General features: G+C 46.3%; 18 protein-coding genes, 3 tRNA genes and 3 rRNA genes. 9 read left to right on the top strand and 15 right to left on the bottom strand.

Going from position 1 to position 26,244, the window contains the following annotated elements; all coding sequences use genetic code 11:
* Nucleotides 1-163: 163 nt before the first annotated feature.
* Together clpA and clpS are read right to left on the bottom strand one after the other, a co-directional pair.
* The gene (clpA, locus tag ACXX82_RS17720) at nt 164-2,464 is read right to left on the bottom strand and encodes an ATP-dependent Clp protease ATP-binding subunit ClpA (protein WP_322236985.1); all 2,301 of its coding nucleotides are present in this window, start codon (nt 2,462-2,464) and stop codon (nt 164-166) included.
* Nucleotides 2,461-2,769 (bottom strand): ATP-dependent Clp protease adapter ClpS, encoded by a 309-nt coding sequence (gene clpS, locus ACXX82_RS17715; protein WP_322236983.1) that lies wholly within the window; start codon nt 2,767-2,769, stop codon nt 2,461-2,463. Before clpS ends, clpA begins: the two co-directional genes overlap by 4 nt.
* A gap of 368 nt (nt 2,770-3,137) precedes the next feature.
* On the opposite strand from clpS, the gene cspE reads away from it, so the two are divergent.
* Nucleotides 3,138-3,341 carry a transcription antiterminator/RNA stability regulator CspE gene (gene cspE, locus ACXX82_RS17710; protein ID WP_322210815.1) on the top strand — a complete coding sequence of 68 codons (204 nt, stop codon included), beginning with the start codon at nt 3,138-3,140 and terminating at the stop codon, nt 3,339-3,341.
* 139 nt (nt 3,342-3,480) lie between these two features.
* On the opposite strand, the gene icd is transcribed toward cspE, so the two are convergent.
* A complete protein-coding gene (icd, locus tag ACXX82_RS17705) occupies nt 3,481-4,734 on the bottom strand; it encodes an NADP-dependent isocitrate dehydrogenase (protein WP_322236981.1) in 1,254 nt (417 codons plus the stop codon).
* A gap of 178 nt (nt 4,735-4,912) precedes the next feature.
* Here icd and ACXX82_RS17700 point away from each other — a divergent pair, with 178 nt between their 5' ends.
* The 3 genes from ACXX82_RS17700 (at nt 4,913) to ACXX82_RS17690 (ending at nt 6,507) form a co-directional block, all read left to right on the top strand.
* Entirely contained in the window at nt 4,913-5,485 is a 573-nt protein-coding gene (locus tag ACXX82_RS17700; RefSeq protein WP_322236979.1) for a pseudouridine synthase, read from the top strand.
* Between the two features lie 146 nt (nt 5,486-5,631).
* The gene (locus ACXX82_RS17695) at nt 5,632-5,868 is read left to right on the top strand and encodes a hypothetical protein (RefSeq protein WP_416186816.1); all 237 of its coding nucleotides are present in this window, start codon (nt 5,632-5,634) and stop codon (nt 5,866-5,868) included.
* 174 nt (nt 5,869-6,042) lie between these two features.
* Entirely contained in the window at nt 6,043-6,507 is a 465-nt protein-coding gene (locus tag ACXX82_RS17690) for a DUF192 domain-containing protein (protein ID WP_322236977.1), read from the top strand.
* A gap of 321 nt (nt 6,508-6,828) precedes the next feature.
* Here the strand turns inward: ACXX82_RS17690 and rpsT are convergent, their stop codons facing one another.
* Complete coding sequence (gene rpsT / locus ACXX82_RS17685; RefSeq protein WP_322236975.1) at nt 6,829-7,095, bottom strand: 30S ribosomal protein S20; 267 nt, start codon at nt 7,093-7,095, stop codon at nt 6,829-6,831.
* Between the two features lie 319 nt (nt 7,096-7,414).
* Between rpsT and murJ the strand changes: the two genes are divergently transcribed.
* A complete protein-coding gene (murJ, locus tag ACXX82_RS17680) occupies nt 7,415-8,965 on the top strand; it encodes a murein biosynthesis integral membrane protein MurJ (RefSeq protein ID WP_458563398.1) in 1,551 nt (516 codons plus the stop codon).
* Between the two features lie 46 nt (nt 8,966-9,011).
* Complete coding sequence (locus ACXX82_RS17675; RefSeq protein WP_323506939.1) at nt 9,012-9,857, top strand: SirB1 family protein; 846 nt, start codon at nt 9,012-9,014, stop codon at nt 9,855-9,857.
* 116 nt (nt 9,858-9,973) lie between these two features.
* Here the strand turns inward: ACXX82_RS17675 and ACXX82_RS17670 are convergent, their stop codons facing one another.
* The 11 genes from ACXX82_RS17670 to ACXX82_RS17620 all read right to left on the bottom strand — a co-directional run bounded on the left by ACXX82_RS17670 (nt 9,974) and on the right by ACXX82_RS17620 (nt 21,885).
* A complete protein-coding gene (locus tag ACXX82_RS17670) occupies nt 9,974-11,869 on the bottom strand; it encodes an ATP-binding cassette domain-containing protein (RefSeq protein WP_458563397.1) in 1,896 nt (631 codons plus the stop codon).
* Between the two features lie 488 nt (nt 11,870-12,357).
* Nucleotides 12,358-12,432: transfer RNA gene (locus tag ACXX82_RS17665), tRNA-Arg, on the bottom strand.
* 368 nt (nt 12,433-12,800) lie between these two features.
* Nucleotides 12,801-13,223 (bottom strand): surface-adhesin E family protein, encoded by a 423-nt coding sequence (locus tag ACXX82_RS17660; protein ID WP_458563396.1) that lies wholly within the window; start codon nt 13,221-13,223, stop codon nt 12,801-12,803.
* 304 nt (nt 13,224-13,527) lie between these two features.
* Nucleotides 13,528-13,938, bottom strand: coding sequence for a hypothetical protein (locus ACXX82_RS17655; protein ID WP_458563395.1), 411 nt, complete (start codon nt 13,936-13,938; stop codon nt 13,528-13,530).
* A gap of 65 nt (nt 13,939-14,003) precedes the next feature.
* A 5S ribosomal RNA gene (gene rrf / locus ACXX82_RS17650) occupies nt 14,004-14,116 on the bottom strand.
* Between the two features lie 178 nt (nt 14,117-14,294).
* A 23S ribosomal RNA gene (locus ACXX82_RS17645) occupies nt 14,295-17,177 on the bottom strand.
* A gap of 358 nt (nt 17,178-17,535) precedes the next feature.
* Nucleotides 17,536-17,611, bottom strand: a tRNA-Ala gene (locus ACXX82_RS17640).
* A 21-nt stretch (nt 17,612-17,632) separates the two neighbouring features.
* Nucleotides 17,633-17,709: transfer RNA gene (locus tag ACXX82_RS17635), tRNA-Ile, on the bottom strand.
* An 89-nt stretch (nt 17,710-17,798) separates the two neighbouring features.
* Nucleotides 17,799-19,331 (bottom strand): 16S ribosomal RNA (locus ACXX82_RS17630).
* The 16S, 23S and 5S rRNA genes sit together here with 2 tRNA genes alongside, the layout of an rRNA operon.
* Nucleotides 19,332-20,137: 806 nt before the next feature.
* Nucleotides 20,138-20,635 carry a methyltransferase gene (locus tag ACXX82_RS17625; RefSeq protein ID WP_458563394.1) on the bottom strand — a complete coding sequence of 166 codons (498 nt, stop codon included), beginning with the start codon at nt 20,633-20,635 and terminating at the stop codon, nt 20,138-20,140.
* A 69-nt stretch (nt 20,636-20,704) separates the two neighbouring features.
* Nucleotides 20,705-21,885 (bottom strand): IS3 family transposase gene (locus tag ACXX82_RS17620; protein ID WP_458563393.1). Its coding sequence is split into 2 segments (ribosomal slippage): nt 20,705-21,633 and nt 21,633-21,885, totalling 1,182 coding nucleotides; the frame shifts between segments, so codons are not numbered across the junction.
* A gap of 2,078 nt (nt 21,886-23,963) precedes the next feature.
* On the opposite strand from ACXX82_RS17620, the gene ACXX82_RS17615 reads away from it, so the two are divergent.
* Genes ACXX82_RS17615 through ACXX82_RS17605 form a run of 3 tightly spaced genes read left to right on the top strand, consistent with a single transcriptional unit; the run spans nt 23,964 to nt 26,240 of the window.
* The gene (locus tag ACXX82_RS17615; RefSeq protein ID WP_458563392.1) at nt 23,964-25,220 is read left to right on the top strand and encodes a hypothetical protein; all 1,257 of its coding nucleotides are present in this window, start codon (nt 23,964-23,966) and stop codon (nt 25,218-25,220) included.
* Nucleotides 25,198-25,527 (top strand): hypothetical protein, encoded by a 330-nt coding sequence (locus ACXX82_RS17610; protein WP_458563391.1) that lies wholly within the window; start codon nt 25,198-25,200, stop codon nt 25,525-25,527. Before ACXX82_RS17615 ends, ACXX82_RS17610 begins: the two co-directional genes overlap by 23 nt.
* On the top strand, nt 25,524-26,240 hold the full coding sequence (locus tag ACXX82_RS17605) for a hypothetical protein (protein WP_458563390.1): 717 nt from the start codon (nt 25,524-25,526) through the stop codon (nt 26,238-26,240). The genes ACXX82_RS17610 and ACXX82_RS17605 overlap by 4 nt, the downstream gene beginning before the upstream one ends.
* Nucleotides 26,241-26,244: the final 4 nt, after the last annotated feature.

Below are 26,244 nucleotides of genomic sequence, written 5' to 3'. Positions count from 1 at the left end.
AAAAAGCCCGAATCACAGACGTGAATTCGGGCTTTTTATCGTACTTTACTGAGGTGATGACTGCACTATTTTATTCATGCAGCTCTTTTGGACCCACAATCAAAAACACAAAGAGAGGGACTGAATATATTCCCGCTCACAAGTTCATGCTGAATGCCAAAACTTATTCCACTTCAACCGTCTCTTGCGGGGTCGCCGGCTTTGCTTGATTCTTCGCAGGAAAATCAAGCTTAATCTGTTCTTTATCGTCCAGATCAACCGTTACCCGACCACCGGACACCAACTTACCGAACAATAGCTCGTCAGCAAGTGCCTTTCGAATCATGTCCTGAATCAACCGGGACATTGGTCTCGCACCCATCAATGGGTCAAAACCTTTGCGTGCCAGGAACTTGCGTAAGTTCTCGGAAAAGACTGCTTCCACTTTCTTCTCGTGCAGTTGTTCTTCCAATTGCATTAAGAATTTATCTACTACACGCAGGATGACTTCTTCGTCCAGGGCACGGAAACTGATGATTGAATCGATACGGTTGCGGAACTCAGGCGTAAACATCCGCTTAATATCCACCATCTCATCACCGGCTTCTTTCTTCTCTGTGAAACCAATAGTCCGCTTTTGCAAACTCTCAGCACCCGCATTAGTGGTCATAATAATGATCACGTTACGGAAATCTGCCTTGCGTCCATTGTTATCAGTCAGCGTGCCATGATCCATTACCTGCAACAGAATATTGAAAATATCAGGATGTGCTTTTTCAATTTCATCAAGTAACAATACTGCATGCGGCTTTTTGGTAACAGCCTCAGTCAGCAAACCACCCTGATCGAACCCGACATAACCTGGTGGTGCACCGATCAAACGACTCACCGCATGGCGTTCCATGTATTCAGACATATCGAAACGAATCAATTCGATACCCATGATAAACGCGAGCTGCTTTGCCACTTCAGTCTTGCCAACACCGGTCGGACCCGAGAACAAGAAAGACCCGATCGGCCGGTCAGTTTTGCCTAGGCCAGCACGTGCCATTTTGATTGCCGAAGCCAGAGCATCAATTGCCGGGTCCTGACCAAACACCACGTTCCGCAAATCACGATCAATCGTCTTTAGCTTGCTACGATCATCCTGATTAACAGTTTGCGGTGGGATGCGGGCAATCTTGGAGATGATGTCTTCAATCTCGGTTTTACCAATTGTTTTCTTTTGCTTCGACTTTGGCAACACGCGTTGCGCAGCCCCGGCCTCATCAATGACATCAATCGCTTTATCTGGCAAATGACGATCATTGATAAATCGCGCTGCCAATTCAGCCGCCGTCGTCAACGCAATCGCGGAGTATTTCACGCCATGATGCTCTTCAAAGCGAGACTTCAAGCCACGTAAAATTTGTACGGTTTCTTCGACTGTCGGTTCATTGACATCGATTTTCTGGAAGCGACGTGATAACGCATGATCTTTTTCGAACACGCCCCGGAATTCAGTATACGTCGTCGCACCGATGCATTTTAGTTGGCCACTGGAAAGCGCTGGTTTCAATAAGTTGGACGCATCTAGTGTGCCACCGGAAGCTGAGCCCGCACCGATGATGGTATGAATCTCATCAATGAACAAAATGCCGTGTTCGCTGTCCTTCAACTGTTTCAGGACTGCCTTCAAACGTTGCTCGAAATCACCACGATATTTAGTGCCAGCCAACAAAGCGCCCATATCCAGTGAGTAGACGATTGCGTTGCTCAAAATTTCAGGAACATCACCTTGTGTGATCCTCCAGGCCAAACCTTCTGCGATCGCCGTCTTACCCACGCCGGCTTCACCGACCAGTAATGGATTATTTTTACGGCGACGACATAACGTTTGAATCACCCGCTCGACCTCAAACTCACGCCCGATCAATGGATCGATTTTGCCTTCCAGCGCCAGTTTATTCAGATTTTGCGTGAACTGATCCAAGGGGCTTTCTTTTTGCTGCCCTTCAGCCTGCACTTCTTCCACACTCTCAGGAGATTTTTGACCTTCACCGACCTGGTCTTTGCGAACACCGTGTGAAATAAAATTCACCACATCCAGACGCGTCACACCTTGTTGGTGTAAATAGTACACAGCATGCGAGTCTTTCTCGCCAAAGATTGCCACCAGCACGTTCGCGCCAGTGACTTCTTTCTTGCCGTTAGATGCCGACTGAACGTGCATAATCGCACGCTGAATGACGCGTTGAAAGCCGAGGGTTGGCTGTGTATCTACCTCCCCGGAACCAGGCACCGTTGGTGTGTTGTCGCCGATAAAAATCGTCAACGTCTTGCGCAGATCCTCAATATTGCCAGCACAAGCGCGCAATACTTCGGCAGCCGATGGATTATCCAGCAGTGCCAAAAGGAGATGCTCAACAGTGATGAACTCGTGTCGTGCTTGTCGAGCCTCAACAAACGCCATATGCAAACTTACTTCTAATTCCTGCGCAATCATGCTTCCTCCATCACGCATTGCAGGGGATGTCCTGCTTTTCGCGCGTGCGTTAATACTAATTCGACTTTTGTCGACGCGATATCTTTCGAAAATACCCCACACATACCTTTTCCCTCGCGATGCACCTTAAGCATAATCTGCGTCGCGGTCTCTCGATCTTTGTTGAAATACTCCTGAATCACGGCCACTACAAATTCCATTGGCGTGAAATCATCATTCAACAAAAATACCTGGTACATAGGGGGCGGCTTGAGCTTTTGCTCCTGTCGCGTCGCTACCGTTCCGTCTTCGTGCTTGGTTGCCATGCGTCTATTCTAAAACGTTCATACAAATACGCAGCAAAACCGCTGCAAAGATAATGCTTTATAGTTTGAAATAAACGCGGAATTAAATCTACATTAATTTAATAGTACGCGCTTTCTTCTTGTAGTGCAGATGACGTTACAACGAAGGAATTCAAGAGCACGTTATCGAAGAAAAACATGCCGGATATCATCACATGCCGCTTCACAAAAAATAACTTGACTTATTTTTTTTCTGAAAGAAAAATAGCACACAGTTAATAAGTATGTTTTCTTGTTAATAGAAGGGAGCAAGTTTTAGAGGAGGCCTAGAAAAGGCATCTTGCTTTTACGGCTCGTTTGATTGGTCATTATTTGAAAGACGCTACTTTATGTCAACAGGTACAGTCAAGTGGTTCAACGACTCTAAAGGCTTCGGTTTTATCACTCCCGATGATGGTGGTGAAGATTTGTTCGCACACTTTTCCGCAATCCAAATGAACGGTTTTAAAACCCTCAAAGAAGGCCAAAAAGTACAGTTCGAAGTCACTCAAGGCCCAAAAGGCAAGCAAGCTTCTAATATTCAGGCACCTTAATTTATCAGTAAATTGCTTGTTGTAAAAAACCCGCGCTCGCGCGTTTTTTATACAAGGTCAAAAAAGAGCCAAAAACGACCACCAAAAAAAACCAGAACTAAGTTCTGGTTTTTTTAATATCGTGCCAAATTTAATACAATTACATGTTTTCAATCAACACATCACCAAAGCCTGAGCATGAAACTTGCGTTGCACCTTCCATCAAGCGGGCAAAATCATAAGTCACCTTTTTCGATGAAATCGATTTTTGCATAGAGGCGATGATTAAATCGGCAGCTTCGAGCCAGCCCATATGACGCAGCATCATTTCAGCCGACAAAATGAGTGAACCTGGGTTCACATAATCTTTGCCAGCATATTTTGGTGCAGTGCCGTGAGTAGCTTCAAACATCGCGACGGAATCAGACAAATTGGCGCCGGGCGCAATGCCGATACCACCAACTTGCGCTGCTAGTGCATCGGAAATGTAATCGCCATTCAAATTAAGCGTGGCAATAACACTATACTCATTCGGACGTAACAGAATCTGTTGCAAAAATGCATCAGCTATCGAGTCTTTAACAATGATGTCGCGACCAGTCTTAGGATTTTTGAATTTTGCCCATGGACCACCATCGATCAACTCCGCACCGAATTCTTTTTGCGCTAATGCATACGCCCAGTCACGAAAACCGCCTTCAGTGAACTTCATGATATTACCTTTGTGAACAATGGTCACAGAAGGCTTGTCATTATCGATCGCGTATTGAATCGCCTTACGTACCAGACGCTCAGTACCTTCGCGCGATACCGGCTTAATGCCAATGCCCGATGTATTCGGGAAGCGAATCTTCTTAACGCCCATCTCATTGATGAGAAAATTGATCAATTTTTTGGCATCTTCGCTGCCCTCTTGCCACTCAATACCTGCGTAAATGTCCTCCGAATTCTCACGGAAAATCACCATATCTGTTTTTTCTGGCTCACGAACTGGCGATGGAACACCCTGGAAATAACGCACGGGACGAAGGCAGACATACAAATCCAGTTCTTGACGCAAAGCGACGTTCAGCGAACGAATACCGCCGCCAACCGGCGTCGTCAAAGGACCTTTAATAGAGACGACATAATCTTTGATAGCCGCTAGCGTTTCGGCTGGCAACCAAACGTCAGGACCATAAACGTTCGTCGATTTCTCACCAGCATAGACCTCCATCCAACTGATCTTGCGCCTACCAGCGTAGGCTTTGGCAACTGCTGCATCCACCACTTTAATCATGACCGGACTAATATCGACGCCGGTTCCATCACCTTCGATAAAAGGAATGATTGGGTTATCCGGGACATTCAGCGAATAATCAGCGTTGACGCTGATTTTTTTGCCTTCAGCTGGCACTTTAATATGTTGGGACATGCAATATCTCCAAAGATGAAGCGAGAGGGTGGAGCCAAGGTTTTACCCTTCTATTTCGGCCCATTCTATATTTGGTATTGTATTCGGCATTACATCGAGTCTTATATAAGACATAAGACAGCGATTTATATTATGCACTAGTATTTTACTAGACGCTATGTTTTTGAGACACTACGGTATGCCTCTTATTCTATTCAATAAACCTTTTCAGGTGATGTGCCAGTTTTCATCGCACCCAACGCGTGAAACTCTCGCCGACTATCTTACTATCCCAAACATCTACCCTGCCGGAAGGCTTGATGCTGATAGTGAGGGGTTACTACTATTAACCAACGATGGAAAGCTGCAACATCACATCAGCCATCCCGCGTTTAAACAGCCAAAAACCTATTTGGCTCAAGTTGAAGGCTTGCCCGATAACGGAAAGCTGGCTCGCCTGCGCAATGGACTTGATCTTGGTGACTTTATGACCCAACCCTGTGAAGTTCGTCAAATCATCCCGCCAGAATGGCTTTGGCCCCGCGTTCCCGCTATCCGCGAACGCTTGGATAAACCGACTAGTTGGCTAGCACTCACCATCACCGAAGGAAAAAATCGACAGGTGCGGCGCATGACCGCTGCGGTCGACTTGCCCACTCTTCGTTTGATCAGAATCGCCATTGGAAAAATTACATTAGAGAGCCACCCGCTTTGGCCTGGAGAGTTCCGTGCAATCGATCCATCTGAGCTAACAAGTCGGCAAGCAATCTGAAGGGATTGCTTACATTTCTAAAGATCAACTAATACGACATCTGCCGCTACTTAAAATATTATTTTATTTTTTTTAAAAAAAGCGTCAACCATAAGTTCAGCACACCGTTAATTGCAGTGATTCAAATGAATCATCTATGCACTTACATGATTAATAATCAAAAGGATTCTAAAATGTCTAAACTGATCGCTGTTTTGGTAGCTGGCCTTTTCGCAACTTCTGTTTTCGCTGCTGATGCTGCCGCTCCTGCTGCTACTCCAGCCGCCGCTGCTCCGGCTACTTCAGCTCCGGCTGCGAAAAAAGCAACTAAAAAAGCACACAAAAAAGTAGCTAAGAAAGCTAAAGCTGATGCGGCTCCTGCCGCTGATGCTCCTGCTAAGTAATCCAGGCGTCAGTTTCAAAAAAAGACAGGCATTGCCTGTCTTTTTTTATGTCCGATCAGTTTTCAATCTGAGGTAGAGCTTCTGCCTTTGCATCAGAGCGTGACCACATAGCGCGTTGCCGACCCGCGATAACCCTCTGTATAATCCGGTAAAACATAAAAGGACTTTACCAACATGAGAAGATATCGCCCATCGACTGCTGTTATGGCGCTTGCACTCTTAGGCAGCACCATCGGCGTCATCTCTGCAGCAACAGCGCAAGGAACGCAACAATTTCCAGTCGTCTCACTGAATGCCGGAATCCATGTGATCAAGGCTGAGGTGGCTACGACAGAAGCCCAGCGTGAGCAGGGCCTGATGTTTCGCAAACAGTTAGCTTCCAACGCGGGTATGGTCTTTTTATTTGATGCGCCTGCGGGCGTTTGTATGTGGATGAAGAACACGCTAATTCCGTTATCAGTCGCCTTTTTGGACCAAAACGGTGTCATCATCAATATCGAAGAAATGAAAGCCCAGACCCTCGATTCCCATTGTGCTGAGAAAGCTGCGCTATATGCATTGGAGATGAATCCAGGTTGGTTTAAGCAGAAGAATCTAAAACCAGGCACCGCCATTAGCGGTTTACCGCGGGCACAATAAGCTTCCGCATCTTCTAAAATTCAATATCTTTGGCGATGATTTTACCTCCCAAGGGAGGTAATGTTGATTGGTCTGCTGATGAGTCCCACCAAAAATGGAATGACTAGCATGACGTTACGCTGAGACGCACCCGATATCCAACGGAAAAAGGTCAACACTCAGGCTGAAGTTAGCGAGCGGCCTGTTTTGGCAAAATAAAAAATGACTATAACGGACAAAATAAAAAACAAAAAAAACCTTGCGTAACCAAAGGCTATGCAAGGATTTTTTAAATCAGTACTCAAATAAGAACTTCGACCGACCTAGTCGGCAAAATACATATTACGCTGACAGTGCTTTCAGAGCTGCGTTTAGACGGCTCTTATGACGTGCAGCTTTGTTCTTATGAATGATTTTCTTGTCTGCAATTCGGTCGATAGTTGACACAGATTTTTGCAGAACCAGAGTTGCAGCTTCTTTATCGCCACCGGCGATTGCTTTGCGAGCAGCTTTGATTGCTGTGCGTAGAGTCGAACGCTGACTAGAATTGTGCAGGTTTTGAGCGACTGCTTGACGAGCACGCTTACGTGCTTGTGCGGTATTTGCCATTTATATATCCTAAAACGAGGTCGGGAATGCTTACGCGGCAAAACTAACCAGACCGCGACGCAGAATTCTGTAAAGCCATGGATTATAACTACTTTCTCACCAATAAGCAAACCAATCTCACTCCTGCCTTAATATTCATTCCTTCAGTAAGATTTCTATCTGGGACCAAGACGAATTAGTGACTTCATCATTTTAATGGCGTCTAAGGCATTTTTCAGTCTGATGTGAAGCATAAAGTTTCAATATGAGAACCTACTCGACTGAAAGAGCTTGTTACAAAGCTGTGAACAGGCAACATGAGCGGCTATAATGCCGCTCCATGAACTTGCATAAAACGCTTGCCACCGTCTCTGGCATGACGATGTTGTCGCGTATAGCGGGACTGATTCGTGAAATCTTATTTGCGTCTACGTTTGGCGCTTCAGCTTTCACCGACGCCTTCAACATCGCCTTTCGTATACCCAATTTATTGCGCCGTCTGTTCGCGGAAGGCGCATTTTCACAAGCTTTCGTTCCGATTCTTGGAGAATACAAGAATAAGAAAGGTCAAGAAGCAACCAAGCATTTAGTCGACCATGTATCAGTGGTGATGACATGGGTCATGATTCTTACCTGCATCGTCGGTATCCTTGCATCACCATTGCTGATTTATTTTATGGCAACTGGGCTCAAAAATGATACGGTTGCGTTTAATGCATCGGTTGTAATGACGCGCATCATGTTTCCTTACATCGGTTTTATGTCGTTTGTAGCGTTAGCCGGCGGAATTTTGAACACGTGGCATGAATTCAAGATTCCGGCGCTTACTTCGGTGCTATTGAATCTCGCATTTATCGTCGCTTCACTTTTTGTCGCACCTCATATGGCTCAGCCGATCTACGCGATGGCTTTTGCGGTATTGGTCGGAGGCATTTTGCAAGTCGCGATTCAGATCCCTGCGCTGCGCAAAATAGGGATGATGCCGCGTATGATGGGAAACCCCTTTATCGGACTGCGCGATAGCGGTGTAAGGCGCGTACTCAAAAAAATGGGACCTGCGGTATTTGCAGTCTCCGCAGCGCAGATCAGCCTGATGATCAATACAAATATCGCGTCGCGCCTGGAGCACGGAAGTGTCTCCTGGTTATCATACGGTGATCGCTTGATGGAGTTTCCAACTGCGTTACTGGGCGTCGCCCTCGGCACTATTCTGCTGCCAAGCCTTTCCAAAGCGAATGCCAACGCAGACCATCGCGAATACTCCTCACTATTAGATTGGGGATTACGACTGACCTTTTTACTGGCGCTTCCTTCCGCGGTTGGGCTTGCGACGCTGTCGGTTCCCCTCACAGCAACTCTATTCCATCACGGAAAATTCGACGCCATTTCGGTCGCGATGACGAGTCGGATACTCATTGCGTATGGCGTCGGTCTGATAGGTTTAATTGTCGTAAAGATTTTGGCGCCAGGATTTTATGCCAAACAAGATATCAAAACACCGGTCAAAATTGCCTTCGCGGTGCTAATCACCACGCAGCTACTTAATTCTTTATTTGTCCCGATTTTTGCAGTAGCAGGATTGGCGTTATCAATCAGTTTTGGTGCCTGCATGAACGCAGGACTTTTGCTGTGGAGTCTGTTACGGCGTGGTATCTACAAACCGGAAAAAGGCTGGATGCTATATTTTATCCGCTTGGTGGGCGCTCTTTGCCTGATGGCTGCAGTCGCACTATGGACCGCAGAGCGCTTTGACTGGATTGGACTACATACCAGTTCGATCGCTCGCGTCGGTGCGCTGATGGCCGTTCTTGTGGCTTGTGGGATCACCTACTTTGGGGCACTTCTTGCAATGGGGTTTCGATTTCAAGATTTCAAACGTTCCTCGCACTAATCGATAAGCTGAGCTACATTAGATATTATTTGGTAGCATACTTAACATGATCTCTTCTCTAAATTACTTTACGACCCTGGTGCAAGAGGCCAATAGCGTGCCGCTATTTGAAGCGGCACTTGCCATTGCGCAAGACCCCTATCCAGCATTGGATCTAAATGCTCCACAGATTGCTGTGGATAAATTCGCCAATACATTGAAGCAACGCATTCACGCAGATGCTTCACAGATTAAAAAGTTACAGTTATTAAATAATTTCTTTTTTCGAGAGTTAGGGTTCGCAGGTAATGTTAATAATTATTACGACCCTGATAATAGCTATCTGCAATGCGTCATTAATTCGCGGCGCGGTATTCCTATTTCGCTGGCGATCATTTATATGGAATTGGCGCAACAGGTGGGATTACCAATACACGGAATTTCATTCCCCGGCCATTTCTTGATGAAACTGACTGTGTCCTCGGGTGATATTGTGATAGACCCCTTAAATGGGTCAAGTCTATCGCATGTAGAACTCGAAGAAAGACTGGAGCCCTATTTACGGACTTCGCCGTCTCAGGGCAAAGAAAAGAAAATATCGCTACAACCTTATTTGCAAAACGCCCATCCTCACGAAATTTTAGGTCGTCTGTTACGCAACCTTAAAATAATATTCACACAAGGACAGCATTGGGAGCCCTTACTGAAACTGCAGCAACGCTTGCTGATACTACAGCCCAATGATCCCATTGAGTTGCGTGATCGCGGCGCGGCTTACGCACACTTGGATTGTCCGCAAGCAGCTTTAGACGATATTGAAAATTATCTGACCCAACGACCACATGCACAAGATGCTGATGCATTGCGCGCGCAAGCACGTGAACTGCGAAAAGCGTGCAAAAAACTGAATTAATAACGAAAGCAAACATACAATCGACAGCGTTATACCTGAATTGTCGTCGTTCAAATATACTGGCTGTCGACCTATTTTTCATGTCTTTTCGTCGTAACAATTAACGGCCTTGGCAGTTAACCTTTGTTGCGGGCTTCAATCACTTCCCATTTTTCCAACGCTTCGAGCAACAAACTATCTAGTTCGGTAAAGCGCAGGTTCAAGCGCTTCACTTCATCCGGCTTTTTAACATACAACTCAGGATCAGCCAATTGCGCGGTAATCGCCTTTTGCTCTGCTTCCAATTTCGCAATAAGTACCGGCAACTCATCCAGTTCACGTTGCTCTTTATAGCTGAGCTTTTTTTGCTTTGCCGCTGGAGCTTGTATAACTTCTGCCTTAGTTTCGGCTTTGACTTTAGCCGCCAATGCTGCAGGACTTGGACGCACGCGCTCCCAATCGCTATAGCCACCGACATATTCACGCCACAAACCGTCGCCTTCTGCCGCGATAACCTGCGTCACGACATTGTCGAGGAAGGTACGGTCATGACTGACCAGAAACACAGTGCCCTTATAATCTTCCAGCAACTCTTCCAACAACTCGAGCGTATCAATATCCAGATCGTTGGTCGGCTCATCCAATACCAACACATTGGCTGGTTTTGCAAAAAGGCGCGCTAGCAATAGTCGGTTACGCTCACCACCGGACAATGATTTAACGGGAGACCGAGCGCGTTCTGGCGCAAACAAAAAATCGTTCAGATATGTCATTACATGCTTACGCTGACCGTTAATCTCGACCCAGTCGCTACCCGGTGCTATCGTGTCTGCCAAGCTTGCTTCGTCATCCAATTGCGCCCGCATTTGATCAAAATAGGCAACCTGTAACTTGGTTCCCTGTTTGACAGTGCCGCTATCTGGTTGATCTTCGCCCAAAATCAACTTCAGCAACGTGGTTTTTCCCGCGCCGTTATGCCCGATCAAACCGACTTTGTCGCCACGTAAAATAGTTGCAGTGAAATCGCGAACGATGACCTTGTCACCAAAGGCGCGATTAACATCCGTCAACTCAGCGACAATCTTGCCTGAACGCTCGCCTGCTGACACATCGAGCTTGACCTGCCCTTGCTGGTCGCGCCGCGCTGTGCGATCCAGACGCAACGATTCTAAACGTCGCACACGGCCTTCGTCACGGGTACGGCGTGCCTGTACACCTTTGCGAATCCAAATTTCTTCTTGTGCCAGAAATTTGTCGAACTTGGCATTTTCAACTTCTTCAATTTCGAGTTGCTCAGCTTTACGCACCTGATACGCAGTAAAGTTACCGGGGAACGACAAAATACGACCGCGATCAAGTTCAACGATACGTGTCGCTACATTGTCCAGGAAACTACGATCATGGGTAATGAACAGGACGCTACCTTTATAGTCGCGCAATAATCCTTCCAGCCACATGATCGAGCTAAAATCAAGATGGTTGGTTGGCTCATCGAGAAGCAAAACGTCGGGGGCACTGACCAACGCGCAAGCGAGAGCGACACGCTTCTGCATCCCACCTGACAACGTACCCATCAAGGAGTCTTTGTTCAGGTTAAGGCGATCAAGCGTGGTTTCGACCTTATTTGTCAGACTCCATGCGTCTGCTGCATCAAGCTTGCCCTGGATTACGTGCATGCGCTCCATGATGGCGTCGTCATCGTCCCCACCAAATTGCCCTGTCAATGCGTCATACTCATTCAATAACGCCTGCATCTCGCCCATGCCGGATGCTACAGCATCAAACACTGACATTTCAGGAACAAAATGCGGCTCTTGATCAACATAAGCGATCTTTATCCCTTGCTGCATCACCATCAAACCATCATCCAGTTTGGAAACGCCAGCAATAGTTTTTAACAAAGAGGATTTTCCAGTCCCGTTACGACCGATCAAACCGACTCGCTCTCCCGAATCCAGGGAAAATTCAGCGCGATCCAATAGCGCAACGTGACCGAACGCAAGTTGTGCGTTGGTAATAGAAATGACTGCCATAGTAGAAAACCAGAAAAAGAGAGTCTGCGAAAATCACCACGCAGCCAATTAAATGAATGAATTGCGCATTGTACCGATAGGTGGCGATATCTCGCTATAAGTTACGCGCTTTATAGCTTGTTGTTGCATTTTATGAGTAATCGCCGCACTAAGTTGGCTCGGGTTGGATCGTTGTGTAATTTATAGCCAAAAAACCATACAGCTCACTAAGGGCATCGGCTTGAATTCGATGACCTGTCACACGCATCCAAAAAATTGGAATTTAATGAGCGGCCCATTGGCAGCAGCACCGTGTTTATTCGAATATGCTCGCTCAACATGACTTTGCCACACGCCCCTTTTGAAAAAGTTGCAATTTAAGCAATGTACGTATCGGAATTACCTTGTAGTACCTCATCAATAGCAAACTGAAACACGGTATTGTGGATACCAAATTCAATTCAAAATAGCGCTATTAACCTGAAATATGCGACCGTAATCTCGCAGTATGGTATCGCCTACAGGAATCGAACCTGTATCTATCCCTTAGGAGGGGATTGCATTATCCGTTATGCGAAGGCGACACTCGCGGCAGAATTATACAGTCTTCTTTGTATGAATTGCCTATCTAAGACGATCCATGTCACATCAGATAACAGACTGCGCCAATTTTTTAGTAATTAGAAAGAAAGGCGAATAATAAAAAAACGCATGAAGAAAATTATTCTGTCTTCCATGCGGTAGTTACACTGGAGCCACAGATTGTAGTAAATTACCGCAAGCGGTTTTGCATCATCCTATTATTCATCGGGTCCAGCACTATAAGCGCTTTCCTCAGAGGGTAAAAAAGGAATCAGAAGATAATTAAGTTACGCATGTCAGGACTAAAATAAAAGCGATTCAAGTGGTGTTCTGACATATGCATATCGCCGATTCCTATTTCAGATAGGGATTATTGAGTCCCAAGCGTTTGATTACAAACGAAATTTGTCATAATTCCATCAGCCAAAGAGCCCTTAACCGGTGCGGCAAACTTACTATTTTTCAACGCTTCTGAATGATCGCGTTTGTCCCCCTTGGCATCATTTTCCACAAACAAAATTTCTCGCGCTAATCGCGTGGTCTTCGCAGCGCAATTATATTCTGTCAAATCCTGGTACGACTTAAAAGTCGGAAACGTAGGATCTCCCTCATTCTTACGCGCCTCTCGAAAGTTCCACATCGACCATACTTGTCGTATGCCGTTTGTTTCTTTAATAGAATCCTTATCTAACTGGAGGCTGGATACATCACTTTGACCAACAACTTGCCAATCAGCAGCTTGCGCGCCAATACAAACCATTGTTAACCCGAGAATAAGTGCGATTTTTTTCATGTGTAATTTCCTTGAGTTATTAACTGTAATAGGACCCATACAGCCTATCTTAATTCATTCGTTGCACAGCTAATTTTACAAAAAAACACATGTTCCGATAACATTAAATAATCTTTTAAGGGACCGGTGATGCGAAGGTAGCCCGATAAAAAAGTGGCCCAGACAAGCTTAATCAGTGGGACACCCGCGATCAATATAAAATTATGGGTGATTTGAAGGTCTCTTATTATCATCACTTACCTGAAGTACGGTTAGTAATCCCACATTTTTATTGTAAATATCATATTTTTTCGGATTTACATGACTATTCGAACTGTACCCATTGCTGCCGATTATCCTGCGTCGGTAGCAACGGAAGAGAAGTAGCGGAAATACGCTGATCAACGTCAAAAAAAAGAGCGTTAAGACAACAAAGAGGAGGTAATCGACTAGCGGCGTCTCTTGGTCGGGCACGGCGTCCGGAAATTTCAAGATTAAACGTTGAGAGGGTGTTTGGTGTTGGGTGTTGGGTGTTGGGTGTTGGGTGTTGGGTGTTGGGTGTTGGGTGTTGGGTGTTGGGTGTTGGGTGTTGGGTGTTGGGTGTTGGGTGTTGGGTGTTGGGTGTTGGGTGTTGGGTGTTGGGTGTTGGGTGTTGGGTGTTGGGTGTTGGGTGTTGGGTGTTGGGTGTTGGGTGTTGGGTGTTGGGTGTTGGGTGTTGGGTGTTGGGTGTTGTCATTGCATAAATCGTTTCTGCAAAGCAAAAACCCTCCCCGATTACTCGGAGAGGGTTTTCTAATAAGAGCCTGACGATGACCTACTTTCACACTGGTTGCAGCACTATCATCGGCGCAAAGTCGTTTCACGGTCCTGTTCGGGATGGGAAGGGGTGGTACCAACTCGCTATGGTCATCAGGCATAAACTGTAGTGTCGTGTGTTCCCAATGGGGCAACAAACAACGCAATCTAGAAGAAGTAAAGTTTTGTATTACTGCAGTGCAGTGACAAGGGTGTGTCACCGCACTGCTGGGTATGATTGCACTTTTCAGGCAAACACATATCTCATTAGCTTAATCTATAACCTGCTAAGGTTATAGGGACAAGCCTCACGGGCAATTAGTACTGGTTAGCTTAACGTATTACTACGCTTCCACACCCAGCCTATCAACGTCCTGGTCTCGAACGACCCTTTAGGGGAATCTAGTTCCCGGGAAATATCATCTCAAGGCAAGTTTCCCGCTTAGATGCTTTCAGCGGTTATCTCTTCCGAACTTAGCTACCCGGCAATGCCACTGGCGTGACAACCGGTACACCAGAGGTTCGTCCACTCCGGTCCTCTCGTACTAGGAGCAGCCCCCTTCAAATTTCCAACGCCCACGGCAGATAGGGACCAAACTGTCTCACGACGTTTTAAACCCAGCTCACGTACCACTTTAAATGGCGAACAGCCATACCCTTGGGACCGGCTACAGCCCCAGGATGTGATGAGCCGACATCGAGGTGCCAAACTCCCCCGTCGATATGAACTCTTGGGAGGAATCAGCCTGTTATCCCCAGAGTACCTTTTATCCGTTGAGCGATGGCCCTTCCATACAGAACCACCGGATCACTATGTCCTACTTTCGTACCTGCTCGACTTGTCAGTCTCGCAGTTAAGCACGCTTATGCCATTGCACTAACAGCACGATGTCCGACCGTACCTAGCGTACCTTCGAACTCCTCCGTTACACTTTGGGAGGAGACCGCCCCAGTCAAACTGCCTACCATGCACTGTCCCCGATCCGGATAACGGACCAAGGTTAGAATCTCAAACAAACCAGGGTGGTATTTCAAGGTTGGCTCCACGCAAACTAGCGTTCACGCTTCAAAGCCTCCCACCTATCCTACACAGATTGGTTCAAAATTCAATGCAAAGCTACAGTAAAGGTTCATGGGGTCTTTCCGTCTAGCCGCGGGTAGATTGCATCATCACAAACATTTCAACTTCGCTGAGTCTCGGGAGGAGACAGTGTGGCCATCGTTACTCCATTCGTGCAGGTCGGAACTTACCCGACAAGGAATTTCGCTACCTTAGGACCGTTATAGTTACGGCCGCCGTTTACTGGGACTTCAATCAAGAGCTTGCACCCCATCATTTAATCTTCCAGCACCGGGCAGGAGTCACACCATATACGTCCACTTTCGTGTTTGCATAGTGCTGTGTTTTTATTAAACAGTCGCAGCCACCTTTTTATTGCAGCCCTTTCACCCTTCTGGCGCGAGCCAGTCAAGCTACCGGGGCGTACCTTATCCCGAAGTTACGGTACAAATTTGCCGAGTTCCTTCTCCCGAGTTCTCTCAAGCGCCTTAGAATACTCATCTCGCCCACCTGTGTCGGTTTGCGGTACGGTCTCGTGTGACTGAAGCTTAGAGGCTTTTCTTGGAACCACTTCCGATTGCTTCATGAATAAATTCACTCGTCTCAACCCCTTGAATTACGCTGCCGGATTTGCCTAACAGCCTTCTCTGAGCCAAAAACCGACTATTCCAACAGTCGGACAACCTTCCGCGATCCGTCCCCCCATCGCATCACACGACGGTGCAGGAATATTAACCTGCTTCCCATCAGCTACGCATCTCTGCCTCGCCTTAGGGGCCGACTCACCCTGCTCCGATGAACGTTGAACAGGAAACCTTGGGCTTACGGCGTGGAGGCTTTTCACCCCCATTATCGCTACTCATGTCAGCATTCGCACTTCTGATACCTCCAGCATCCTTTACAAGACACCTTCGCAGGCTTACAGAACGCTCTCCTACCATATGACCTATAAATAGGTACATATCCGCAGCTTCGGTGACTGGCTTAGCCCCGTTACATCTTCCGCGCAGGACGACTCGATCAGTGAGCTATTACGCTTTCTTTAAAGGATGGCTGCTTCTAAGCCAACCTCCTGACTGTTTTAGCCTTCCCACTTCGTTTGCCACTTAGCCAATCTTTGGGACCTTAGCTGGCGGTCTGGGTTGTTTCCCTCTTGACGTCGGACGTTAGCACCCGGCGTCTGTCTCCCAAGCTCGCACTCATCGGTATTCGGAGTTTGCAATGGGTTGGTAATTCGCAATGAACCCCTAGCCATAACAGTGCTCTACCCCCGATGGTGATACTTGAGGCACTACCTAAATAGTTTTCGGAGAGAACCAGCTATTTCCAAGTTTGTTTAGCCTTTCACCCCTACCCACAGCTCATCCCCTAATTTTTCAACATTAGTGGGTTCGGACCTCCAGTGCGTGTTACCGCACCTTCATCCTGGCCATGAGTAGATCACTTGGTTTCGGGTCTACACCCAGCGACTGAACGCCCTATTCGGACTCGATTTCTCTACGCCTTCCCTATACGGTTAAGCTTGCCACTGAATGTAAGTCGCTGACCCATTATACAAAAGGTACGCAGTCACGGAACAAGTCCGCTCCTACTGTTTGTATGCACACGGTTTCAGGATCTATTTCACTCCCCTTCCGGGGTTCTTTTCGCCTTTCCCTCACGGTACTGGTTCACTATCGGTCGATTACGAGTATTTAGCCTTGGAGGATGGTCCCCCCATGTTCAGACAGGATTACACGTGTCCCGCCCTACTTGTCGCACACTTAGTTCCACACCACCGATTTCATGTAAGGGGCTATCACCCTCTATGGCCACTATTTCCAGAGTGTTCCATTATCGCTGATGCTAAATCGTGCAGGCTGTTCCCATTTCGCTCGCCACTACTCTGGGAATCTCGGTTGATTTCTTTTCCTGTAGCTACTTAGATGTTTCAGTTCGCCACGTTCGCCTTGCATACCTATGTATTCAGTATGCAATACCCATAAAGGGTGGGTTTCCCCATTCGGAAATCTGCGGATCAAAGCCTGTTTGCTGGCTCCCCGCAGCTTATCGCAAGCTACTACGTCCTTCATCGCCTGTAATCGCCAAGGCATCCACCATGTGCACTTATTCACTTGTCCCTATAACGTTAGCCTCTGATCGCGTTCACGACCAAAAACCGGTTATAGGATATTACTTATGAGTATTACTTTAGCGTTTGCCGTATCCAAAGTGTTATCGCATTTGCATACTTACGTATGCTCTTTTGAGAACTCTTTAATACTTTTTGATTTGATACAATCATACCCATCCACACTACTGTCGTAGCGCAGACGAATCTTTACTTCTTCTAAATTGTTAAAGAACAAACAGCCAATGATCTTAAAAAGATCAAACCTAAATCGCTTTATTTCACGCTACTACCCCGCGCAAATACTGACTTAGGTTTGATTTTTTACGCTTACTTTATGCACCAGGCGGTGTGCCCAGCAAAGTAAATGGTGGAGGCTAACGGGATCGAACCGATGACCCCCTGCTTGCAAAGCAGGTGCTCTCCCAGCTGAGCTAAGCCCCCCTTAAATCGTACCTCTATAACTGGTGGGTCTGGTTGGGCTCGAACCAACGACCCCCGCGTTATCAACACGGTGCTCTAACCAACTGAGCTACAGACCCGTCCTGATTAGCACGTTCCTAATATGACTGTTCTTCTTCTAACTAACACACCGATAAGTGTGGACGCTTAATGTCCGGGCAAACTCTAGAAAGGAGGTGATCCAGCCGCACCTTCCGATACGGCTACCTTGTTACGACTTCACCCCAGTCACGAATCCCACCGTGGTAAGCGCCCTCCTTGCGGTTAGGCTACCTACTTCTGGTGAAACCCGCTCCCATGGTGTGACGGGCGGTGTGTACAAGACCCGGGAACGTATTCACCGCGACATGCTGATCCGCGATTACTAGCGATTCCAACTTCATGTAGTCGAGTTGCAGACTACAATCCGGACTACGATACACTTTCTGGGATTAGCTCCCCCTCGCGGGTTGGCGGCCCTCTGTATGTACCATTGTATGACGTGTGAAGCCCTACCCATAAGGGCCATGAGGACTTGACGTCATCCCCACCTTCCTCCGGTTTGTCACCGGCAGTCTCATTAGAGTGCCCTTTCGTAGCAACTAATGACAAGGGTTGCGCTCGTTGCGGGACTTAACCCAACATCTCACGACACGAGCTGACGACAGCCATGCAGCACCTGTGTACTGGTTCTCTTTCAAGCACTCCCTGATCTCTCAAGGATTCCAGCCATGTCAAGGGTAGGTAAGGTTTTTCGCGTTGCATCGAATTAATCCACATCATCCACCGCTTGTGCGGGTCCCCGTCAATTCCTTTGAGTTTTAATCTTGCGACCGTACTCCCCAGGCGGTCTACTTCACGCGTTAGCTGCGTTACCAAGTCAATTAAGACCCGACAACTAGTAGACATCGTTTAGGGCGTGGACTACCAGGGTATCTAATCCTGTTTGCTCCCCACGCTTTCGTGCATGAGCGTCAGTGTTATCCCAGGGGGCTGCCTTCGCCATCGGTATTCCTCCACATCTCTACGCATTTCACTGCTACACGTGGAATTCTACCCCCCTCTGACACACTCTAGCCTTCCAGTCACAAATGCCATTCCCAGGTTAAGCCCGGGGATTTCACACCTGTCTTAAAAAACCGCCTGCGCACGCTTTACGCCCAGTAATTCCGATTAACGCTTGCACCCTACGTATTACCGCGGCTGCTGGCACGTAGTTAGCCGGTGCTTATTCTTCAGGTACCGTCATTAGCCCCAGGTATTAACCAAGACCGTTTCTTCCCTGACAAAAGAGCTTTACAACCCGAAGGCCTTCTTCACTCACGCGGCATTGCTGGATCAGGCTTGCGCCCATTGTCCAAAATTCCCCACTGCTGCCTCCCGTAGGAGTCTGGGCCGTGTCTCAGTCCCAGTGTGGCTGGTCGTCCTCTCAGACCAGCTACTGATCGAAGCCTTGGTGAGCCTTTACCTCACCAACTAGCTAATCAGATATCGGCCGCTCTGATAACGAGAGGTTCTTGCGAAGCCCCCTCTTTCCCCCGTAGGGCGTATGCGGTATTAGCTAATCTTTCGACTAGTTGTCCCCCATTACCAGGCACGTTCCGATATATTACTCACCCGTTCGCCACTCGTCAGCGGAGCAAGCTCCCTGTTACCGTTCGACTTGCATGTGTAAGGCATGCCGCCAGCGTTCAATCTGAGCCAGGATCAAACTCTTCAGTTTAATCTCTGTTTTGTGGCATTGCTGCCTAGCATCGCTGCTATCGCTCACTCAAAATACTGACAGGCTATCTCCCCAATTTGACTCAGGCAAATATCCTATTTTCTTCTTTTGTGAACATTTAATGTTTTAAGTTATACGCAAACCACCGAAGTAGTTCACGCTGCACTTTCATTAAACGCCCACACTTATCGGCTGTTAATTGTTAAAGAACTGTCTCTGTTTGGCGTCACACCCAACCTTACGCTCGGTGTTCGCAGCGCTGACAAAGCGTTTTGTTTGTCAGCAGCAGAGAGATGAGATTATGTGGCACTTCGAACTTTTCGTCAACTTCTTTTTAAATCATTTTAGAAACAATTTAAAACCAAATCAACTCACAACTACCGCTCAAAACACCCCACTTTACAACCTCGTTTCCGCCTCCAATTTCGCCCTTCGCACCGCTTGCGCCGTACTCAGTATTTCGCGTCGTTTTCAACAGAGGCCGAACTATAGCAACACATCTCAACACTGGCAAGCAATTTTATAAACAATTTTAAAATACTTTTAAAAAGGACTTTTACCACCTTTTTTTCCATCTCGGATTCCGGCTCGAAAGCAGGCAAAACTACCGCGCAAATCCCGTCGCTATTTCAGTACTCCATAATACTTAATCCCGAAAAAATTGGAGATCACGATGGATTCATGCGCCTCATCACATACCGCCGAAAACACTTCGACAATTAGCATCTTATTAGAAGAAGCCAAAGCAGCCCGCACACTCTGCGCAGCGAACAACACTTCTAAGAAGCCACGCCAGTCACGTACCCTCACCAAATGAACGGCAGCAAACGATGCCTAACCTTCTTTTGGTAATTAACATAGCCAGAAAGATTCTCGGCCAAAAAAATCTCTTCAGTAAAGAGCCTCCACGCAATTAAAAGCGCCATCAAAACAACTAACAACAACCCCCACCACGCGCCAAGCGCGAGCGGAATGCCAGTAAGCATAACGACGCCACCGGCGTACATCGGATGGCGCACGAATGCATACAGCCCAGTCGAAATGATTTTTTGATTCGCGTCGACCTCGATGATCGCCGACGCATAGGTATTTTCTTTGAACACAAAAAAAATACAAAGGAACCCCGCCGCGACAAGAGCATCTCCAAGCACCACTACATATAAAGGAACGGTTGACCAAACAAAATGATGGTCAATGGCGGACAAAACAAACACCATGACAAATACGATGACGAGCAGCGTTAATATCGTGCGTTGGCCTTCTACTTTTTCGGCACTGGGACCAATATTTAGTCGCCGCGCCAATAGCTTAGGATCTTTTTTTGCCAGATAGACTGAGCTTCCCTCGATATTTCGTCTGCCATGAGGTGAATTTTATGCTGCTATTTTTTGCTTCTCCTGCTCACTTGCCCAACATTTCAAATACTGAATTGGTGATCGGTAGCCGAGCGTCGAATGTAGCCGCTGACGATTATAAAAAACTTCAATGTATTCAAAGCTTGCAGCCTTCATGTCCGCGTGAGTCAGGTAGCGCAGGCCATGATACCGTTCGTTCTTGAAACTGTTAAACCAGCTCTCCGTAGGGGCGTTGTCCCAGCAATTTCCTTTGCGACTCATCGAACACGTCATGCCAAATACCTTGAGTTGTGCTTGAAATGCATAACTGGCGTACTGACTGCCCCGATCCGAATGATGCATCACGCCTGGTGGCTGTCTTTTGCGAAACCATGCCATCTTCAATGCGTCCATCACGATATCGGTCGTCATCCGAGGCTTGAGCGACCAGCCAATCACCTCTCTATTGAACAGATCAAGAACAATAGCCAGATACAACCAGCCTTCATCGGTCCACAGATAGGTAATGTCCGAAGTCCACACTTGGTTTGGCGCATCCGGCATGAATTTGCGGGCCAGCAGGTTCTCCGCTATTGGCAAACCATGCTGCGAGTCGGTAGTCACTCTGTAGCGCCGTTTATGCCGAGCACGGATACCGTTCTCGCGCATGAGCCGCTCAATACGCTCTTTGCCTCCAGTAAAACCGCGCAGCCGCAATTCACGGACCATACGAGGACTGCCGTATGCCCCCCTATGTTCAGAATGGATGCCGCGTACCACCGCCAGTGTCTGACTATCCGACAGACGTTTGCGAGCAGGACTACCACCGCGCTGCCATGCCCGAAATCCACTAATGCTGATCTCAAGTGCCGTGCACATTTCAGCCAACGCAAACGTTTTGCCTTGCGCCTTAACCCAGGCATACTTCACAGAACATCCCTCGCGAAGTACGCCGCTGCCTTTTTTATTATTTCGTTCTCTCGCTTCAGACGAGCGACTTCTGCGCGTAGACGGGACAACTCCATGGCTTCTGGCGTGATCACTTTGCTACCGGCACCTTTCAGCTTACCCGTCGCAGAAGCTTTGATCCAGTTACGCAACGTCTGGTCGCTCAAACCTAATTCTTTGACGACCGCCGAAACCGCTTGTCCATCAGCCACCCGTTTAACAGCAAGTTCCTTGAACTCGGTTGTATATGCCTGTTTTGGTATTTTAGTCATTTCTATTTCTTCCAAATGTAACGTTATTTTACGTCACCTATGGAGAACTAAATTTCAGGGGAAGGTCAGACAGTAATCGCCAGCGCAGAGCCCAAAAATACACCCAAAAAAGCCCAGCCCCTCCAATAATGCAATGTCCGCTCAGGCACAAACACTAAAGTGCCCATACTAATTAGCAGGCGAAGAAGCCCTACAACCGCTTTTTTATGCAGATTCGTCATTTTATAATTCTAATTCATCGCGGCCACTCTGCAATCTTCTGCAGAAATCCGATCTCTTTGCGCCAGACTTTACTCTGCCCACGACAAGCTGCCCGCGCGCGATCAAGAAGATGAAATTACTTACTTCTTATAGATGAGATTGTTCGCGCCGATTCTTTTTGCTAACAAAAAGGTGACGCACAATCTATGTATCTATGTATCTATCTATCTATCTATCTATCTATCTATCTATCTATCTATATATATATATATATAGATAGACGACGGATTTGATTTGCCAAGGAACCCCCGCTGACTATGCTTTACATACGCCATGGCCGCTAAACGGAACCGAGCAGGTTGAGATTATGCCCAACCAGAGAAATGGCGATGCACGTACCACGCAGAATTTGAAGAAAAAAAAGGGATGCCGTTTTCACGGTATCCCTTGATTTATCTTGCTAAATTTGAAGTTTTAGCTTCCGAATATTAGCAAGTACTATCAGCCGAAGCCTTATATTTTTTGGGGTGGCTGATGGGGCTCGAACCCACGACAACAGGAATCACAATCCTTAGGGAAAGCTCTTTATAATCAAAATGTTAGATCATTAAGTAGGAATCTGCCAGTATAAAAATAAGCATTGCATCATAGGAGAGATTTTACGATGTTCCTACAAAATTTCTTTCATTTTTACCACCTCGTTCGATCAAAAGGTTTCATAAAGGGAGGCTGGTTAAACCAACAAAGTGAGCTTTTACTGAACCAACGAAAAAAAACTCACATAGCTGTAGCTTTTAAACATTGATGCGGCTACAGGACTTGAACCCGCCGCCCCCCTGATTACAAGTCCGAAGCAATACACAAGAATAACAAATACTTAGCGTACTTTTTGCTCCGCAATTCGAAAAACGCTTCATCGGAAACCCTTGTCCTATCTACCTCATTTATTTTTTGCGGAGCAGAATTGCGCCCACTTTAGTCCCAAGGTAATCGGTCCTTTTTGGGTCGAAATGCTGCTTGGCACGAAACAAAACTTACTCATAATAAGTCCCCGCTAAAAACGTCATCAAAACTGATAGGTCTTCTATTGTTTTTCAATCAGCGGCTGCCGGTCAGACCTAAGATTGCATTGTGATCAAGCACTTCCCTCATCACAAAACGACATTTCTATTTTTTCTATAAAAATCAGTTACTTACCATCATCGGAGTGAGCATCTGGGAAGCAAAGGAAAGTCTCCACATCCCTGCTGCCTTTAGATCTTAATGCTGGCTGCTGACCTGAATCCCTTCCTGAATTGCAAGCCTCCCATTATTTTTTTTATATACAGAAATACCTCTTATTAAGAAAATGTTGCCTATATAGACATTCCCCCCCTCTCACAATCAAATGTATCGTCTAAAACCACTTTAAAAGAACATGATAAACACACATCCCTTCGGGGAAGCCTGATCAACCTTGTAACGTACGTGCTGAAATGCGGCCGATGGCCGAGTTAGGCACCCAACCAGCTATGAAGCAACGTATTGCAGCGCGTGCCGTCTAGAAAGGGTATTTTGCTGAACCGATACATTTTTAATTTACCCTCATATTTGTTGAGCGGAGTTATAGGGGCAAATTTATCTTAAATAGGACAAGGCAGGTATATAATCCCTCGGCGTTTATTTCTAGCCTTCAAGGGGCCACTCAGTTGATTAGTTTATGAAGTGAAATAGGCGAATCTTTCAAGGTGTAAAACTCAATAAGTCGTTGGAAGAAGACATAAAAAATGATAAATCCGGATCGAGTTGTTGGCCTATTATTGTCAAAAAAAAGACTTAGAAAGGCACAGCGGCGTCGGATCAGGTCGCTAAAATCTCTCACGAGAGATCGCTCCTTCTTGCTGCTCTATAAAAAGCGTTTTTCTAAAGACAGGCATGTGTTAAACATGCTCGCCTCGCACGCAAAAAAAGTACTCCCTTCAAGTAAGAAGATTTTGTATATTCAGATTCCCCGTATTTTTTCGATAATTGAATGTCCGGAAATCGTGATCGATTTAGTGACGAGTTTTGCAAAGGGCTTAAGATCCGGATATAAGATTGGGAGAATTGATTTCCAACTTGAGCAACTTGAGCAATACGATCTAGCGGCTAATGCTTTGTTAGATTTCGTTGCGGTCGAATTCAAAAACGAACTACAACAGCTTCGAAGGAAGCGACTCCGAATCGCTGGGCGGTATCCGAGAGATCAGTCGGTGAAAAGATTTATAAAGGCGATGGGCATCATTAAGCACATGGAAATTAACCACGAGGCACCTTCCGCCGCTGAAGTTAAGAAACTTCGCATATTTGATGCAAGAAATTGTCACTATGTAAAAAGTGTTGATGGTACCACTGCTGATTTCAAAGATCGGGAGCAAGCCAAATTCGTTGATCACATCGACCAGTGCCTTCGTGATCATAATAAAGAACTGAGCGACGAAGGAAAACAAAGTCTAGTTAGTTATTTAGGTGAAATACTAGCAAATGCAGAGGACCATGCTGACTTCGTTGATTGGAGTGTTCAAGGTTACTTAGACAACAGTTTAGATATACCTGTTTGTGAAATAGCAATATTCAATTTCGGACAGTCGATTGCAGACTCTTTAAGGACATTGCCCAATGACTCCTATACCAAGAATCAAATTCGACAATATGTAGAAACTCATCGGTCCAAAGGCTTTTTTGGAAATCGCTGGCGGGAGGAAGACCTATTGACCGTAATTGCACTACAGGGGCATGTTAGCAGACTGAATAGCAACAAGGATACGAGTAGAGGACAAGGAACTGTTGAATTTATAAATTTTTTCCAAAAAATTTATTCTGCGCCTAGTAACGGTCTGGCTCAGGCAAAAATGGCGATAGTGTCTGGAGGAACTTACATCCTTTTCGACGGAACGTATCGCATGCAGGATCGAGTTTTAGAAGGTACAATAGCAGGACGGACGATAGCGTTTAACTCCACAAATGATTTAAACGAATTACCCGATCCTTCTTTCGTCAAAAGTTTGGGTCAATTTTACTTCCCAGGAACAATCATTAGTATACGATTTCCTTTGTCTTTGTCCGAGAGTTCGTTGGTAGAGGAATTGCAAAATGAGCAATCACATGATCATTGACTTCAGTAACATTGGTGGCCCGGTATATTCAGGCAGGCCCCGGGGTGAATTGATAAGAGCGAAATTCGCTCTGGATAATATCGACCAATCTAGCACGCTAGTTGATATCCAAATTCCAGAAACCACCTATTCGATTACCAGTTCATTTTTTTTAGGGCTGTTTGGCCCAAGCGTGGTAAAGGCAGGTAGTGTTGAAGCATTCTTTTCAAAATATCATTTTGAGGCGAAGCCTGTGCTGACAAAGGCATTTCGCGACTATGCCGGCCTTGCCTTGCAAGCTAAGGCTCTTTTTTCAAACAAGAATTGAGCACGGCTAGCGCAGGCATTCTAAGTTTTAAGGTTCCAAATCAAGACTCCCTCGTTACACGCGACAAGGCGATAGATTCCATTAAAGCAATTATTCCACCTATTCAAGGCCCGTGTGGTTTTAACTTGCCCGAAGCCAACTCCTCGTTAACTGCAACCGTCGGTTTCGAAAAACCCTTCTTAGTACAAATTCAAAACAATAGTCATTTTTACCAGGAATCTGGAACGTGGATTGCATTAGCGGCGTTGGCAGTTTCTGTGACAACTTTTTTGTTAAATCAACAAAAAGATTCACGGGCTAGAAAACAATCGATTCAAGATGATTTTTGGTTAAGAAAAGTAGCTTTCCCGGGAGCAATGGATCCTACACTTGAGTTTTTCTCATGGCTAATCGCAGAGCTTCCAAATGAATCAAACAAACTATCCACGAATAATGAGCAAATTGAAAGCTTTCGCGAAAAATTTCAAGAACAACATCGATTGATAGCCCGTAAATTAATACTGATGGGTAGCTACAGCCTTCCCCTATATCAAAAATTAAATGAAATTTTTCAAGACTTAGAAGATTGCATCGTTACATATTGTCATGCAAACTCTGAGGGTTACCAAGGAAAGATCGGTTCCACTTCCTCGCGTTCGGCAACTGAAATCGAAATTACAAATTTTCTTAACGACATGATCCTAGCGATACGTAATAGCCAAGAAGACCTCTAGCTGA

This window comes from Glaciimonas sp. GNP009 (genome assembly GCF_054343755.1).
Note: the sequence above shows the minus strand (reverse complement) of the source record. Positions and strands in the feature narration are given on the sequence as shown.

Coding starts and splice junctions, on each gene's coding strand:
- clpA (WP_322236985.1), bottom strand. CDS start 2,464: ATGATTGCGCAGGAATTAGAAGTAAGTTTGCATATGGCGTTTGTTGAG.
- clpS (WP_322236983.1), bottom strand. CDS start 2,769: ATGGCAACCAAGCACGAAGACGGAACGGTAGCGACGCGACAGGAGCAA.
- cspE (WP_322210815.1), top strand. CDS start 3,138: ATGTCAACAGGTACAGTCAAGTGGTTCAACGACTCTAAAGGCTTCGGT.
- icd (WP_322236981.1), bottom strand. CDS start 4,734: ATGTCCCAACATATTAAAGTGCCAGCTGAAGGCAAAAAAATCAGCGTC.
- ACXX82_RS17700 (WP_322236979.1), top strand. CDS start 4,913: ATGCCTCTTATTCTATTCAATAAACCTTTTCAGGTGATGTGCCAGTTT.
- ACXX82_RS17695 (WP_416186816.1), top strand. CDS start 5,632: ATGATTAATAATCAAAAGGATTCTAAAATGTCTAAACTGATCGCTGTT.
- ACXX82_RS17690 (WP_322236977.1), top strand. CDS start 6,043: ATGAGAAGATATCGCCCATCGACTGCTGTTATGGCGCTTGCACTCTTA.
- rpsT (WP_322236975.1), bottom strand. CDS start 7,095: ATGGCAAATACCGCACAAGCACGTAAGCGTGCTCGTCAAGCAGTCGCT.
- murJ (WP_458563398.1), top strand. CDS start 7,415: ATGAACTTGCATAAAACGCTTGCCACCGTCTCTGGCATGACGATGTTG.
- ACXX82_RS17675 (WP_323506939.1), top strand. CDS start 9,012: ATGATCTCTTCTCTAAATTACTTTACGACCCTGGTGCAAGAGGCCAAT.
- ACXX82_RS17670 (WP_458563397.1), bottom strand. CDS start 11,869: ATGGCAGTCATTTCTATTACCAACGCACAACTTGCGTTCGGTCACGTT.
- ACXX82_RS17660 (WP_458563396.1), bottom strand. CDS start 13,223: ATGAAAAAAATCGCACTTATTCTCGGGTTAACAATGGTTTGTATTGGC.
- ACXX82_RS17655 (WP_458563395.1), bottom strand. CDS start 13,938: ATGACAACACCCAACACCCAACACCCAACACCCAACACCCAACACCCA.
- ACXX82_RS17610 (WP_458563391.1), top strand. CDS start 25,198: ATGAGCAATCACATGATCATTGACTTCAGTAACATTGGTGGCCCGGTA.